The following is a 14761-nucleotide window of genomic DNA, read 5'->3' as shown; positions in this document are numbered from 1 at the left end:
AGTGCAGGGCGCTCCGCACCCGGCCCTTCGGCCGGTCATCAGGCGGGCGTCCGTCCTCGGATAACGCAGCTTAGATAACGCCCTACCGGAACGGACATGCCCGCCGAAGCGATCTCTCCTTCGTACGGACATGACCAATGCCTGACAATCTGAACACCTCATTTCCCGGCGCGGACACGCAAAGCTGGTTGAAGACGCATGCGATCGACGAGGTCGAATGCTTCGTGCCGGACGTCAACGGCGTGCTGCGCGGCAAGACCTTGCCAGTCGCCAAGTTCCTGAAGTCGCTCGACGACCGCGCGCTCTATCTGCCGAGCAGCGCCTTCCTGGTGGCGATCGACGGCCGCTATTCCGGCTCCATCGACGAAGGCTTTGCCTACCAGGATCCGGACATGCGCATGGTGCCGGACGTTTCGAGCCTGTGCCTTGCGCCCGGCAGCGCCGGCAAAGCTTATGTTTTCGCCGACACGTTCCACATGGACGACCGGCCCTGGATGGCCTCGCCACGCCATGTGCTGAAATCGGTGCTCGACCTTTACGAGCAGCGCGGCTGGCGCGCGGTGATGGCGCCGGAGCTCGAATTCTACCTCACCGCGCCCAATCCCGATCCGGATCGCCCGATCACGGCGCCGGTGGGACGCAACGGCCGGCCGGAAAGCGTGCAGCATCCCTACGACATGCAGGCGATGGAAGAGTTCGAAGCGGTGACGCGGCGGCTCTATGAACACGCCGCCATCACCGGCTTGCCGGTGGAGACGCTGATCCACGAATCCGGAACCGCGCAGCTCGAGATCAATCTGCTGCACGGCGATCCGCTGACGCTCGCCGACCAGGTGCTTCTGTTCAAGCGCCTGGCGCGGCAGATCGCCCAGGCGAACGGCATGCATGCCACCTTCATGGCCAAGCCGATCGCGGCGCAGGCCGGCAGCGCGATGCATCTGCACATGTCGATCGTCGACCGCAAGGGCGAGCCCTTGTTTGCCGGCGAAGACGGCGAGGACAGCGACATGTTCTCGCATTTCATCGGCGGCCTGCAGAAATACATTCCCGAAATCATGCCGCTGTTTGCGCCGCATGCGAATTCGTACCGGCGCATCCGGCCCGGCCACAGCGCGCCAGCCAATATCGAATGGTCGCACGACAATCGCTCCTGCGGTCTGCGCGTGCCGCTTGGCGGGCGCGCCGCGCGCCGCATAGAGAACCGGCTGCCGGGCGCGGACGCCAATCCCTACCTTGCCATGGCTGGCTCGCTGATCGCCGGCTATCTCGGCATCGAGGAGAAGCTTGCGCGCTCGGAAGAGGCCTTCGGCAATGCCTATAAGAGCAAGAGCACGCTGCCGAAGACAATGGAGGAAGCGCTCGACCGCTTCGCCGCCTGCGAACCCGTGCGGGCGCTGCTCGGCGAGGATTTCTTCCAGACCTATCTGCGCGTGAAGAGCGTCGAGCTCGACCTGTTCCAGAGCGTCGTGACGTCCTGGGAACGCGACCACCTGCTGCTCAAGGTGTGACCATGGCTTCGCGTTCGACGGGTTTCAATTCCGGTCTCGATATCGGCAAGTCCTATTATGTCGCCACCGCCAACCCGGCGCCCGACCATCGGGCGCTGGCCGGCGATGTCGAGGCCGATATGGTGGTGGTGGGCGGCGGCTGCACCGGCCTTTCGGCGGCGCTGCATGCGGCCGAGCGTGGTCTTAAAGTGGTGCTGCTCGAGGGCGGCAAGATCGGGTGGGGCGCCTCCGGCCGCAATGGCGGCCAGATGATCCCCGGCCTGCGCAAGGGCGCCAGGGGCCTGGTCAAGTCCTTCGGGCCGGAACGAGCGAAGGCGCTGTTCGACCTCGCCTTCGAGGCGCGCGGGCTGGTGCTCGACATCATCGAGCGCCACGGCATCGAATGCGATTTGCGCCAGACCGGCCACCTGGTCGGTGCCGTCACCAGCTCGGATGTGCGTGACTTCGAGGACGAGGCCGAATGCCTCGCCAAGGTGATGAACTTCACCGACGTCGAGATCCTGTCGGCGGCCGAGGCGCGGCGGATGGTAGACACGCCCTATCAGGGCGCGGTCTACGAAAGGCTCGGCGGCCACATGCATCCGCTCAACTACACGCTGGGGCTTGCCCGCGCGGCCGTCGCTGCAGGTGTCGTCATCCATGAGAACTCGGTGGCCGTCCGGCTGGAGCGCGAGCCTTCCATCCGGGTGTTCACCGACAAGGGCTCGGTCCGCGCCAAGCATGTGGTGCTGGCCGGCGATGCGCTGCTCAAGGGGCTGGAACCGCGCGTCAACAGCCGCATCATGCCGGTCGGCAACTATATCGTCGCCACCGAGCCCTTGGGCGCGCGCAACGTCATCCCGGCCAATGTCGCCGTCTCGGACACGCTGTTCGTCGTCAACTACTACCGCATGTCGGCGGACGGCCGCCTGCTGTTCGGCGGCGGTGAGCGCTACACGCCGTCGCCGCCGGCCGACATCGCCGGCTTCGTGCGGCCGCATATGGAAAAAACCTTTCCGCAGCTCAAGGGCTGCCGCATCGACCATGCCTGGGGCGGGCTGGTGTCGATCACCACGTCGCGCCTGCCGCATGTCGGGCACTATGGCGAGGTCTATTTCGCGCATGGCTATTCCGGCAAGGGCGTCATCCTGTCGACGCTGTCGGGCAAGCTCCTGGCGGAAGCGATCACGGGCGATGCCTCGCGGCTCGACTTGTTCTCGACGCTGACGCCGCTGCCCTTCCCGGGCGGCACGGCGCTACGCGGCCCGCTCTATGTGCTGGGGATGCTGTGGTATGCGATGCGCGATCGGCTCCGGCACTGACTGGTTTCCTTTCCCCGGCGTGGCTAATGTCGCCACGCCGGGGAGCGAGAAGGAAGGGCGATGAACATCGAGTCGGGTCGGCTGACCAAGAAAGAGCGCCATGAGCTGATCCTGTCGGAAGTGCGGCGCTCGGCTTCGATCCGTATCTCGAAGCTGGCGCGGCGCATCGGTGTCGCCGGCGAAACCATCCGCCGCGACCTGATCGAGCTCGGCGAGGCCGGGCTCATCAACCGCACCTATGGCGGCGCCACCATTTCGCTGGTGACGTCGGAACCGGTGATCGCCGAACGCGGCCTCATAATGGTCGAGGAGCGGGCCCGCATCGGCCGCGGCGCCGCCGGACTGATCGAGAAGGGGTCCATCGTGATGATCGATGGCGGGTCGACGACCTACGAGGTCGCGCGCAGCCTGTCGCAGCTTGGGCGGGATCTGACCATCATCACCAACTCCGTCGGCGTCGCTTCGGTGGCCGGCGCCAATCCGGGCTTCCGCGTCATCCTTTGCCCAGGCACATATGACAGCCGCGAGGCGGCGGTGCTCGGCGAGGACACCGTCGAATTCGTGCGCCGCTACAATGCCGATATCGCCATCATCGGCGCGTCGGCGCTGAATGCCGAAGGGCCGAGCGACATGATCTCGGGCGCGGCGGCGGTGAAGCGGGCGATGATGGCACGATCGCTGTCGACGATGCTGGTCGTCACCAACGACAAGTTCGGCCGCAGCGGCCTGGAGCGCGTCTGCGCGCTGAGCCAGATTTCGGACGTCGTTACCGACAGCGAGCCGGCAGCGGAGCTGCGCGCCGCGATCGACGAGGCGGGCGGCGAACTGCATGTCTTTGCCGAATAGACAATCGGCTTTATCGTTTTGTTTTGCGCAATTCCGGACGGAAAACCGCTACGCACTTTTCCTGGAATTGCTTTAGGCGTCGCGGTTGGTCAGCGCGATATGGCAGCAACCGGAACCGTGGCCGGGCGTCCAGGTGACATTGGCGAAGCGCACGCCGGTCGCCTCGAACAGGCCGCGGTCGAAGGCGCCGGCGATGCGGCAGAGCGTGGCGAGTTTCTCCTCGCCGACACCGGCCTCGACCCAGGCATCCTTCAGCGGGCAGCGCTTGACCTTGAAGGCGATGTGGTCAGGCCCGCGCTCGACATCGGTCGGATACATGCGGCCGGCGTCCGGGCTGACGGCGAGGAACGCCTCGCCGATTGCCGGCGCGTCGTTAGGGCCGAAATTAGCGAAAGCGGCTGCCGCAACTTCCCGGCCGCGCTTCTCGATGCTGCGGATCATCACCGCCTCGGCCTTCTCGGCGCCGAGCTCGGCGGTCAGTTCGTCGAGGAAGAGCCGGTAGAGGTCGGCGCGGTTGCGGAAAGCGGAATCGAGCTCGCGCGACAGTTTCTCGGCCCTGGCGGCTTCGGGATCGGTCATGGGTGCGTCCTGATCTTGTTGTTTGACGATGTTCTTGTCCGCAAATCGGTTGCCACTTTGCGGGATCATGGTCGGCTCCTGGTCAATCTTGGCGTCGCCGCCACCAACGCCTTGCCGATCGCCGATTGCGGGTTGGCGATGACGGAGCGGGCATCGCCGCTTTCGGTGATCCGGCCTGCATCGAGGATGACGACGCGATGCGCCACGGCACGGATGACGCCGAGGTCATGCGAAATGAACAGGTAGGCGATCCGTTCCTGCCTTTGCAGGTCGAGCAGCAATTCCAGGATCTGGCCGCGCACCGAGACATCGAGCGCCGACACGGCTTCGTCGAGCACGATCAGCGACGGCCGCGTGGCGATGGCGCGGGCGATCGCCACGCGCTGGCGTTGGCCTCCGGAAATCTCGTGGATGGCGCGCGCGGCAAGGCCCGCATCGAGGCCGACGCGCTCCAGCAGCGCCGCGATGCGGCGTGGACGCTCGGCACGCGTGGCGATGCCATGGATGCGCAAGGGATCGTCCAGCACGCGCGCGACGGTGGCGCGCGGGTTGAAAGCGGCGAGCGGATCCTGGAACACCATCTGGATGCGAGCGCGGCGGGCGCGCAGAGCGGCGCCCGACAAAGCGAGGAAGTCCGCGCCTTCGAAGTCGACCCGGCCGGCGTCAGGCTCGATCAGCCGCAGAACCAGCCTTGCAATCGTCGATTTGCCGCTACCGGAGGGGCCGGCGAGCGCCAGCGTTTCCGCCGGACCGATCTCGAAGGACACATTGTCGACTGCGGCGAACGGTTTATCGCCGCGACGATAGCGCTTGGTGAGACTGGAGGCGGCAAGCACTGTCATGCCGAGGCGCCTTGCCGGCCAAGCAACGGCTTGGCGTCAAGGCCGAGATGGGCCTCAAGCAGGGCACGCGTATAGGTATGGCGCGGCGCTTCGATGATCTGGTGGGTCTCGCCGAGCTCGATCAGTTCGCCATGGCGCAGCACCGCTATGCGATCGGCAAGCGAAGCTGCAAGCGCGATGTCGTGGCTGATGAAGATGAGCGTCATGCCGTCCTCGGCAACCAGCCTGCGGATGAGGGCGACGATCTCGGCCTGGACGATGGTGTCGAGCGCGCTGGTCGCTTCGTCGGCGATCAGGATTTTTGGTGCGGCTGCAATTGCCGCAGCGATGGCCACGCGCTGCTTCTGGCCGCCGGAGAGCTGGTGCGGGTAGGTGTGGAGGGCCGAGTCCGGGTCGGGGAGGCGGACGCGTTGGAGGAGGGTTTTGGCCTTCGTATATGAGTCTCGCCAGCTGAGCTTGAGATGCGTGCGGACGACTTCGGCGATCTGCTTGCCGACGGGCATCACGGGGTCGAGGCTGGAGGAGGGGTCCTGAAAGACGAAGCCGATGTCGCGGCCGAGGAGGGGGATGGCATCGCGAGGACGAGAGGGGGGCGCGAAGGAATGAGAGGTTTGCGATTTCGGTATCGGCCAACCGATCGTTCCGCCGATCACAGCGGACTGTGGCAACAACCCCGCGACCGCCAGCGCCAGCGTGCTCTTGCCCGAACCGCTCTCGCCAATGATCGCGAGGCGCTCTCCTGCGAGAACATCCAGGCTGACACCTTTCAGCGCTGCCACCTCGACACCATCGCGGCGGTAGGCGACCCTTAGATCGCGGATAGAAAGCAGCGCGGTCACGACAGGCTCCTGCGCACCGCGGTGCTTTCCACCACGCCTTCGCCGGCGAGGTAGACGCCGAGCACGGTCAGCACCAGCGCGATACCGGGAACGACCGACAGGAAAGGTGCGCTGCGCAGCACCGCGCGGCCTTCGGCGATCATGCCGCCCCAGGTGACGCGGTTGGGATCGCCCAGGCCGAGGAAGGAGAGCGCCGCTTCGGTGAGGATCGCGGCCGCAACAATCACCGAGGATAGCGCCAGCACCGGTGGGAGCGCGTTGGGCAGCACCTCGCGAAAAGCAATCTCCAGCGGATGCATGCCGATGACGCGGGCGCCGGCGACATAGTCGCGCTCACGGATAGACAGCACTTCCGCGCGGGCGACGCGCGCGGGTCCGGTCCAGGCGCCGAGCGCGATGGCCGCGACGACGGCGCCCAGCGAAGGACCGACGATGCTGACGAAGGCGAGCGCGAGCAGGAAGCTCGGCACAGTCTGGAAGGCATCGGTGACGCGCATCAGCATTTCGTCGATCAGGCCGCCGGCGAAGCCGGCCAAGGTGCCAACCAGGGCGCCGATGAATAGCGCGGCGGCCGCCGCCGCCAGCCCGACCGCTAGCGAGGTGCGGGCTCCGTGGAATAGCTCGGCCAGCACGTCGCGCCCGAGCCGGTCGGTGCCGAGCGGCAGCGACCAGTCCTGGAAGGGCGGCAGCAGCGCCGGGCCGGCGATGGCCTGCGGGTCGCCGGAAAAGAGCAGCGGCGCGACCAGCGCCATGACGATGAGCAAGGCGAGGATCGAGGCGCCCGCGATCGCTTCCGGCGTGTGGAAGAAACGGCGCAGGCGGTTCATGCGCTTGCCTCGCCGGCGCCGACGCGCGGATCGAGGATAGCGTAGGCGAGATCGACCAGAAGGTTGATGACGACGACCAGGACGGCGCTGACCAGGATGATGCCGAGCAGCAGCGGCGTGTCGCGTGCGGCGACGGCCTTTTGCGCCAGCCGGCCAAGGCCAGGCACGGCGAAGACGCTTTCGATGACGACGCTGCCGCCCAGCATCTGCGCCGATTGCAGGCCGAGCATAGTGACCAGCGGCAAGAGCGCGTTGCGGGCGACATGGGCGAGCACGATGCGGCGGCGGGACAGTCCCCTGGCGCGGGCGGCGAGAACAAAATCCTGCCGCCAGGCCTCGGCCATGCCGGCGCGCATCATGCGCAGATAGAGCGCGAGATAGATGAAGCCCAGCGCCGACACCGGCAGCACGAGATGGGTGGCTATATCGGCTACGCGCGCCAGTCCGGTTTTGCCGGAGGCGATGGTCTCGATGCCGCCGATCGGCAGCCAGCGCAGGTCGACGGCAAAGATGACGATCAACACCAGGCCGAGCCAGAAGCCGGGCACGGCATAGAGCGCCAGTGAACCGATCGACAGGAAGCGGTCGCGGAAGCTGCCGGGTCTCGCACCGGCATAGATGCCGAGCGCAGAGCCAAGGCCGAAGGAGAGCGCGGTGGCGCTGCCCATCAGGATCAGCGTGGTCGGCAGGCGTTCGAGGATGACATCGCGGATCGGCCGCGAGAAGGTGACCGATTGGCCGAGATCGAGATGCAGCAGCGCCCAAAGGTAGTTGGCGAGGCGGGTCAGCTCGGATTGGTCGAGACCCCAGCGGTGGCGCAGCAATTCGATCATGCCGACATCGCCGCCGGTCGAGACGATATAGGCGTCGACCGCATCGCCGGGGGCAGCTTCGAGCAGCAGGAAGCTGCCGATGACGACGATGAGGAGAACGAAGATGCTGCCGACGAGGCGGCGGCGGAACAGGCGGAGGGCGCGGGTCATGGTGAAGGGAAGCTGCTCGCGATCCTCGGAGGTCGCGTTCTACGGCGCCCCCCTCTGTCCTGCCGGACATCTCCCCCTCTAGGGGGGAGATTAGCAGTTCTTACGCCTCGCTCATTCCTGCGGCGTCGAAAATTGGCGAAAACCAATGTGAGGGCCAATCTCCCCCCAAGAGGGGGAGATGTCCGGCAGGACAGAGGGGGGCGCGAAGGAACTCTCATTGTCGAAGCTGAGCACCCCGACTGCCGATCCGCAAGTGCCGGATCAACCCGCCAAATAAGTGTCCGCCCAGTTCGATACGGCCCAGCGCGGGTTGTTGGCGATGTTGCCCACGGTATCGCGAGCGACGCTGATAAAACTCCATTCGGCGACGTTGATCAGCGGCAGGTCGGCCGCGACCTTCTTCTGGAACTCCTTGTAGAGATCGGTGCGGGCGGACGTGTCGAGCGTCTCGGACGCTTTGGCGATCAGCGCGTCGAGCTCGGCATTCTTGTAGCCGCCCTGGTTGGAGAAGGGCACGCCGTCGGGAATGCCGCTCTGCACCAGGATGGTGGTCGAGATCGCCGGGTCGCCGCGGAACACCGGCGGGCCGACAGCGAGGTCGAAGGCATGGTCGGTGTAGATAGCCTTGATATGCGCGGCCGCATCGTTGTTGACGATCTCGGCCTCGATGCCGATGGCGGCGAGCGCCTGGCGCAGGTAATCGCCGAACTGCTTCGTCTCGTTGAAATAGGGCGCCGGCAGCAGCTTCAGCGAAAAGCGCTTGCCATCGTCCGTTCGCTTGTAGCCGGCCTCGTCCAGCAAGGCGTTGGCCTTGGCGACGTCGAAGGGGTAGGTCTCGACATCGGCGGTGTAGAATTGCGGGTCGTTCTTCGGCACCGGCCCGGTGGCGGTCGCGGCATAGCCGAGAAAGATCGTCTTGACGACGAAATCCTTGTCGATGGCATGCGCGATCGCCTGCCGTACTTTCAGATCGGCCAGCTCCTTGCGGCGGTGGTTGATCTCGACGACAAGCTGATAGGTTAGCCCCTCATAGCCCTTGGTGATGACCTTCAGGCCGGGCACCTTGGAGATGCGGTCGAGATCGGCGAGCGGCACGGCGGAGAAGGCGGCAAGCTGGATCTCTTCCGCCTCGAGCGCGGCAGCCGCCGATGTGCGATCGGGGAGCACCTGGTAGACGATCTCGTCGAGATAAGGCTCGTCCTTGCCCCAATAGGCGTCGTTCCTTGTCAGCCGGTAATATTGGCCGGCCTTGTATTCGGCGAATTTGAACGGACCGGTACCGACCGGCGCGTTATTGGCCGGGTTGTCCTCGATCTTGCCCACCTCATAGAGGTGTTTCGGCACGACGCTCGAAAGCGCCGGCAGCGCGTTGCGGATCAGCTGGAACGGCGTCGGCTTGGCGAATTTGAAGATTGCGGTCAGCTCGTCCGGCGTGTCGACGGCCTCCAGGTCCTTGAACACGGTGCGGCCGAGATTTTGCAGCGGCTTCCAGATCTGCAGCGCCGAGAAAGCGACATCGGCCGAGGTGAAGGGCTTGCGGTCATGCCATTTGACGCCGTCGCGCAATTTGAAGGTCACCGACAGGCCGTCGGCGGCACCGTCCCACGAAAGCGCCAGGCGCGGCTGAAGCCCGTCCTTACCGTCGAAGGAGGCTTCGGCCAGCGTCTCGACGATCTTGCTGGAGATGAAGAAGACGCCGTTGGACGCGACGATAGCCGGATTGAGGTTGCGGGGTTCAGAATCGGCGGCCAGCACCAGGCGGCCGCCCTTCTTCGGCGTCTGCGCCAGGCCGATAGTCGGCAGCGCGGTCGAAGCCAGAAGCAGCGCCGAGCCGGCCAGCAGGCCGCGGCGTGAAATCGTCAATTCGGACATCGTTCAAACTCCCCTCTTCGCGCCGTGGAGGGCGCGGCACTTCGGTGATTATGGCCCTTGGCAAAGGTTTCGCCAGAGACGGATTTGGCGCATCATGGCTTGGCTTTGAAATTTCCGTCCCCTGGACCAGCCAGCCAAAAGGAGTTCCAATCTCCCTATCTGGTAGGACCAGATTCTGGAGAATGGGATCAAGATTCAGGCGGAAAAGGCCATAGGCGCGAAAGTGATCGATTCTGGCTGGACCAGCGTGGCCAGAATGATGCAGATTTGGCTGACAGCCATAAATCATGACGTTCGGCGCTCCTGCGGCCGATGAAAACAGGGAGAGGCAGATGAACATCGCTCCGGGCAAGACCGAAGTCAGCAGCATTCCATTCGACCAGGCGCGAGTGGACCGGCTGATGGAGGAGGCAGGCATTGACGTGCTCTTCGCCACCTCCAAGCACAACACGCAATATCTGCTCGGCGGCTACAAGTTCATCTTCTTCGCGGCGATGGATGCGATCGGCCACAGCCGCTATCTGCCGATCGTACTTTACGAGAAAGGCGGGCCGGAGCATGCGGCTTATATCGGCAACAAGATGGAAGGTGGCGAGCATCAGAACCATCCGTTCTGGACGCCCACCTTGCACGCGGCCTGCTGGGGCACGCTCGATGCCGCCAATCTGGCGGTGGAGCATCTCAAGCAGATCGGCAGGGAAGCCGCCCGCATCGGCATCGAACCGGGCTTTCTGCCGTCCGACGCCTATGCGCTGGTCCGAAAGGCGCTGCCGGACGCCAAGCTTGTCGATGCGACCGGCATGCTTGAGAGCATGCGCGCCATCAAGACCGAGGCTGAGCTGGAGCAACTGCGCATCGCCTCCGAACTCATAACCGACTCGATGCTGGCAACGATCGCCTGGGCGCGCGAAGGGACAACAAAGACCGACATCATCGAGCGGCTCAGGCGCGAGGAGACCAATCGCGGCGCGCATTTCGAATATTGCCTGCTGACGCTGGGCTCCAGCCACAACCGCGCGGCGTCCAGCCAGGCGTGGAAGAAGGGCGAGGTGATGTCGATCGATTCCGGCGGCAATTATCGCGGCTATATCGGCGACCTTTGCCGCATGGGCGTGCTTGGCGAGCCGGATGCCGAGCTGGAGGATCTGCTGGCCGAAGTCGAGGCGGTGCAGCAGGCGGCCTTTTCCAGGGTCAAGGCAGGCACGCTGGGCGGCGACATGATCGCGCATGCGGAAAGCGTGCTGAAGGCCTCGAAGGTTGCGGCCTACACGGATTTCTTCGCCCACGGCATGGGGCTGATCACGCATGAGGCGCCGTTTCTGATGACCAATCATCCGGTCGCCTATGAAGGCACCTACGCGGCAAAGCCGCTGGAAAAGAACATGGTGCTTTCGGTCGAGACGACCATGCTTCATCCGTCGCGCGGCTTCATCAAGCTGGAGGATACGGTCGCGGTGACGGATAGCGGCTATGTGATGTTCGGCGACCGGGGGCGCGGATGGAACCGGGGTGGGATTTCTTAAGCAGAAGGTCGGCGCAGCCCCTCATCCGCCCTTCGGGCACCTTCTCCCCGTAGAACGGGGAGAAGGAAAGACCGTTACTGAGCCGCCGGCAGTAGCCTGAAATCCGGCAGGGCGCGCAGCGCCAGTTCCGGGCCGGCGGGCGAGTAGACGACGAAAAGCTGCATCGGCTGGTCGCCGGTGTTGAGCGTCGAGTGGAAGCGGCTTTCCGGCACATAGATGGTGCAGCCGGGACCGACCTTCGCCACCACCGGATTGCCCTCCTCGTCCTCGACCATCTGCTCGCCATGGCCGGAGATGACGAAGATGATCTCCTCGGCGCCCGGATGGTTGTGGCGGGTGTGGCCCTTGCCGGGCGGCAGGTCGACGACGCCGCCGGAAAAACGTTCGGCGCCGTTCACTTCCGGCGCGACGGTCAACGACAGTCTGCCCCAGTCGAAGCCGAAGGCGCTGACATCCTTCGGGTAGACGAACACCTTGCTCCTGTCGGCCATTGCCTCATCCCTTCCTTTTCGTGATTGTCTTGAAATCCGCCGTCTGCCTGGCGATCGCCGCCTCGGCCGGCAGCCGTTCCATCGAGCTCGCGCCATAGAAGCCGTGCAGCCCCTCGCAGCGCTCGAGGATATAGCGGGCGTCGTCAGGCATCGAGATCGGCCCGCCATGGCAAAGCAGGATCACGTCCTTTCGCACCGAGCGCGCGGCATCGGCTATGGCGTCGATCTCCTTGACGCAGGCGTCGAGCGTCTTCGCCGAGGTGGCGCCGATCGAGCCGCCGGTCGTGACACCCATATGGGCGACGACGATGTCGGCGCCGGCTTTCGTCATAGCGCGCGCCTCGTCCGGGTTGAAGACATAGGGCGTGGTGAGAAGGTCGAGCTTGTGCGCCTCGGCGATCATGTCGACCTCGAGCCCGAAACCCATGCCGGTCTCCTCGAAACTCTGGCGCATGGTGCCGTCGAACAGGCCAACGGTCGGAAAATTCTGGACGCCGGAAAAGCCCATCATCTTCAGCTCGGAAAGCAGCAGCGGCATGATGACGAATGGGTCGGTGCCGTTGACGCCGGCCAGCACCGGCGTCTTCTTCACCACCGGAAGCACCTCATAGGCCATTTCCTTGACGATCTCGTTGGCGTTGCCATAGGCGAGCAGGCCGGCGGCCGAGCCGCGCCCGGCCATGCGGTAGCGGCCGGAATTGTAGATGATGATCAGGTCGATGCCGCCGGCTTCCTCGGCCTTGGCCGACAGCCCGGTGCCGGCGCCGCCGCCGACGATCGGCACGCCGTCGGCAATCATCTTGCGGAATTTTTCCAGGATCGTTTTGCGCGGGATGGCAGCCATGCTTGTCTGTCTCACTTGTTGGCGATGTCGAGAAAAGCCTTGGCCGCGGCCTTGGCGAAGGCGGGATCGTTGATGTGCAGCGGCAGGCGCGTGACGGTGCGGTCTTTCGTCGGCACGATCGTCCGCTCGATGGCGTCGAACAGCGCTTGATCGGCCTCCGCGTCGAAGAAAGCGCCGCCTTCGATATCGAGCGCCGAGACGCCCTTTTCCGGGATCAGGAAGCGAACCGGACCGTCGCATCGCGCGAGGCGGCCGCCGATCCATTCGCCGATCCGGCGGGATTCGTCGGCCGTGGTGCGCATCAAGGTGACGTTTGGGTTGTGCTCGTAGAACAGCCGCCCACGATATTTTTCGGGAATCGTCGGCGGCGCCCAGAAATTCACCATGTCGAGCGCGCCAACCGAGCCGACATAGGGCAATTTCGTACGGGCGATGGCGCCGAAGCGATCGTCGGTTGCCGGCAGCACGCCGCCGAGCAGGAGATCGCAGACCTCGGTCGTGGTGATGTCGAGAACGCCGGCGAGTAGGCCGGAATCGGCGAGCTTCTCCATCGAGCGGCCGCCGGTGCCGGTGGCGTGGAAGACCATGCAGTCATAATCGGTGCGCAAGCGCTCGACGATTGCAGTCACGCAAGGCGTAGTGACGCCGAACATGGTGAGCCCCAGCGCCGGTTTGCCGGCGGCGGCCGGGGCCGGCTTCGCCGCCATGCCGGCGATCGCCTGGGCGGCATTGTGCAGCACCGTGCAGGAGATCCTGTTCAGTCCCGCCATGTCGGTCACCGACGGCATCATGATGATGTCGGAGACGTCGACGTAGGCTGCGGTATCGCCGGAGGCCAGCGTCGAGACCACGAGCTTCGGCAGGCCGAGCGGCAGCGCGCGCATGCCGGCGGTGACGATCGAGGTGCCTCCCCCGCCGCCGATGCCGATCACGCCGGCCACGTCGTCGCGCGAGCGAATGAAACCGGCGAAGGCAGCGGCCATGCCGGCAACGGCGGCGCCGCGGTCATTGGTCCCGAGCACCGCTCCGTGTCCCTTGGGGTGATGCGCGGCGACTTCGCCCGCCGGGATATCCACCGGGACGGTCGCGCCGCGCGTGCCGATGTCGACACGCACAACCGTGCCGCCGGCAGCAGTGACGGCATCGGCCAGGAAGGCAACCTCCTCACCTTTGGTGTCAGCGGTGCCGACCACATAGATGCGCTTCATGCGCGGTTCCCCGTCGTCCGGCATGGTCGGCTTTGCCGCCTGCCTTTCTTGCCCCACCTTTAAGCTCCTCGGCGAAGGCCTTGTCGCTGGTGAGGGACCTATTATTGCTTGGCATTGCGCCATTGCAATTTTTTGAGACGCGCGTATCGTATTGATATGGATGTCTCACGTCAACAAGCCGTCGCCAAGGATGAGGCCGCCCAGGCGCCTGGCGTCGAGAAGGGCGCGCGCGCCCGCACCAGGCGGTTGATGCTGGAAACGGCGACGCGGCTGATGCAGTCCGGCATGACACCCTCGGTCAGCGAGGTCGCGGAGGCGGCGGAGGTGTCGCGCGCCACCGCCTACCGGTATTTCCCGAGCCAGGCGGCGCTGGTGCAGGCCGTGGTCGATGAGGGGCTCGGCCCGATCCTCACTTGGAAGTCGGCCTCCGACGATGCCGAACGGCGCGTGGCGGATCTGTTCGCCACAGCGATGCCGCGCATCGAGGCCTTCGAGGCGACGTTCAAGGCGGCGCTGAAACTCTCCCTCGATCAATGGGCGCGGCGCCAGGCCGGCACGCTCGGATCGGAGCCCGCCTTCACGCGCGGCCATCGCGTCGACCTGCTGAAGGATGCGATCGCGCCGCTCAAGGGCCGCCTGAAGCCGCGCCAGTTCAGGCGCCTGGCGCAGGCGCTGTCGCTGGTGTTCGGCGTCGAGGTGGTCACGGTGCTGAAGGACATCTGGGGGCTGGACAGCGCCGAGATGATGTCGGTCGCGCAATGGGCGGCGGGGGCGCTGGTGCGCGCAGCAATGGCGGAATCAGAAGCAAAATCGGCAGGAATGTCGGCGGCGTCGAAGGCGCCAGCCGTCTAAATCTGGTTCGACCAGATTGCGGAGCCAAGTGCGAATATTAATTGTGGTGGGCAGATCGTGACAATGGTCTTGCGTATCGCTGAGTAGGAAAAACAAGGGAAAACACCCGGATATCGTAGGGATTGCGCTTTCGGCTGCTTTCGGTCGCTGAAGAAAGCGCTTGACGCCAAGCTGAGATTGGTAATACCAGATTATAGCCAAATAAAGCGGATCAAAAGTGATGGCCGCATTCCATTTCCGGCAGGG

The 14761-nt window shown here is 65.1% G+C and carries 14 protein-coding genes; 5 read left to right on the top strand and 9 right to left on the bottom strand.

Annotation, left to right across the window (positions count from 1 at the left end):
• Positions 1–137: 137 nt before the first annotated feature.
• From FJW06_RS02385 to FJW06_RS02375, 3 genes are read left to right on the top strand one after another with little or no spacing between them, the layout of a single operon-like run.
• Entirely contained in the window at positions 138–1508 is a 1371-nt protein-coding gene (locus tag FJW06_RS02385; RefSeq protein ID WP_140747371.1) for a glutamine synthetase family protein, read from the top strand.
• Positions 1509–1510: 2 nt separating this feature from the next.
• The gene (locus tag FJW06_RS02380) at positions 1511–2809 is read left to right on the top strand and encodes an FAD-binding oxidoreductase (RefSeq protein WP_140747368.1); all 1299 of its coding nucleotides are present in this window, start codon (positions 1511–1513) and stop codon (positions 2807–2809) included.
• Between the two features lie 60 nt (positions 2810–2869).
• Entirely contained in the window at positions 2870–3655 is a 786-nt protein-coding gene (locus tag FJW06_RS02375; RefSeq protein WP_246674497.1) for a DeoR/GlpR family DNA-binding transcription regulator, read from the top strand.
• A 72-nt stretch (positions 3656–3727) separates the two neighbouring features.
• On the opposite strand, the gene FJW06_RS02370 is transcribed toward FJW06_RS02375, so the two are convergent.
• The 6 genes from FJW06_RS02370 to FJW06_RS02340 form a co-directional block, all read right to left on the bottom strand.
• Positions 3728–4234: an L-2-amino-thiazoline-4-carboxylic acid hydrolase gene (locus FJW06_RS02370; protein WP_140747365.1), complete on the bottom strand. Its 507-nt coding sequence runs from the start codon at positions 4232–4234 to the stop codon at positions 3728–3730.
• A gap of 65 nt (positions 4235–4299) precedes the next feature.
• Positions 4300–5076 (bottom strand): ATP-binding cassette domain-containing protein, encoded by a 777-nt coding sequence (locus tag FJW06_RS02365; RefSeq protein ID WP_140747362.1) that lies wholly within the window; start codon positions 5074–5076, stop codon positions 4300–4302.
• Positions 5073–5915, bottom strand: coding sequence for an ABC transporter ATP-binding protein (locus tag FJW06_RS02360; protein ID WP_181178108.1), 843 nt, complete (start codon positions 5913–5915; stop codon positions 5073–5075). Before FJW06_RS02360 ends, FJW06_RS02365 begins: the two co-directional genes overlap by 4 nt.
• Positions 5912–6742 carry an ABC transporter permease gene (locus FJW06_RS02355; RefSeq protein WP_140747708.1) on the bottom strand — a complete coding sequence of 277 codons (831 nt, stop codon included), beginning with the start codon at positions 6740–6742 and terminating at the stop codon, positions 5912–5914. The genes FJW06_RS02360 and FJW06_RS02355 overlap by 4 nt, the downstream gene beginning before the upstream one ends.
• The gene (locus FJW06_RS02350) at positions 6739–7725 is read right to left on the bottom strand and encodes an ABC transporter permease (RefSeq protein ID WP_140747359.1); all 987 of its coding nucleotides are present in this window, start codon (positions 7723–7725) and stop codon (positions 6739–6741) included. Before FJW06_RS02350 ends, FJW06_RS02355 begins: the two co-directional genes overlap by 4 nt.
• 261 nt (positions 7726–7986) lie before the next feature.
• Complete coding sequence (locus FJW06_RS02340) at positions 7987–9597, bottom strand: ABC transporter substrate-binding protein (protein WP_140747356.1); 1611 nt, start codon at positions 9595–9597, stop codon at positions 7987–7989.
• Positions 9598–9929: 332 nt separating this feature from the next.
• Between FJW06_RS02340 and FJW06_RS02335 the strand changes: the two genes are divergently transcribed.
• The gene (locus FJW06_RS02335; RefSeq protein ID WP_140747353.1) at positions 9930–11120 is read left to right on the top strand and encodes a Xaa-Pro peptidase family protein; all 1191 of its coding nucleotides are present in this window, start codon (positions 9930–9932) and stop codon (positions 11118–11120) included.
• 74 nt (positions 11121–11194) lie between these two features.
• On the opposite strand, the gene FJW06_RS02330 is transcribed toward FJW06_RS02335, so the two are convergent.
• From FJW06_RS02330 to FJW06_RS02320, 3 genes are read right to left on the bottom strand one after another with little or no spacing between them, the layout of a single operon-like run.
• Positions 11195–11611, bottom strand: a complete 417-nt coding sequence (locus FJW06_RS02330) for a cupin domain-containing protein (RefSeq protein WP_140747350.1) — start codon at positions 11609–11611, stop codon at positions 11195–11197.
• Positions 11612–11615: 4 nt separating this feature from the next.
• Positions 11616–12455: a phosphoenolpyruvate hydrolase family protein gene (locus tag FJW06_RS02325; protein ID WP_140747347.1), complete on the bottom strand. Its 840-nt coding sequence runs from the start codon at positions 12453–12455 to the stop codon at positions 11616–11618.
• An 11-nt stretch (positions 12456–12466) separates the two neighbouring features.
• On the bottom strand, positions 12467–13663 hold the full coding sequence (locus FJW06_RS02320; protein ID WP_140747705.1) for a Tm-1-like ATP-binding domain-containing protein: 1197 nt from the start codon (positions 13661–13663) through the stop codon (positions 12467–12469).
• A gap of 156 nt (positions 13664–13819) precedes the next feature.
• On the opposite strand from FJW06_RS02320, the gene FJW06_RS02315 reads away from it, so the two are divergent.
• Positions 13820–14515, top strand: coding sequence for a TetR/AcrR family transcriptional regulator (locus FJW06_RS02315; RefSeq protein WP_140747344.1), 696 nt, complete (start codon positions 13820–13822; stop codon positions 14513–14515).
• Positions 14516–14761 lie beyond the last annotated feature (246 nt).

This window comes from Mesorhizobium sp. B4-1-3 (assembly GCF_006439355.1).
Taxonomy (GTDB): domain Bacteria; phylum Pseudomonadota; class Alphaproteobacteria; order Rhizobiales; family Rhizobiaceae; genus Mesorhizobium.
The sequence above is the reverse complement of the archived record's forward strand: the minus strand, read 5'-3'. Positions and strand labels throughout refer to the sequence as shown.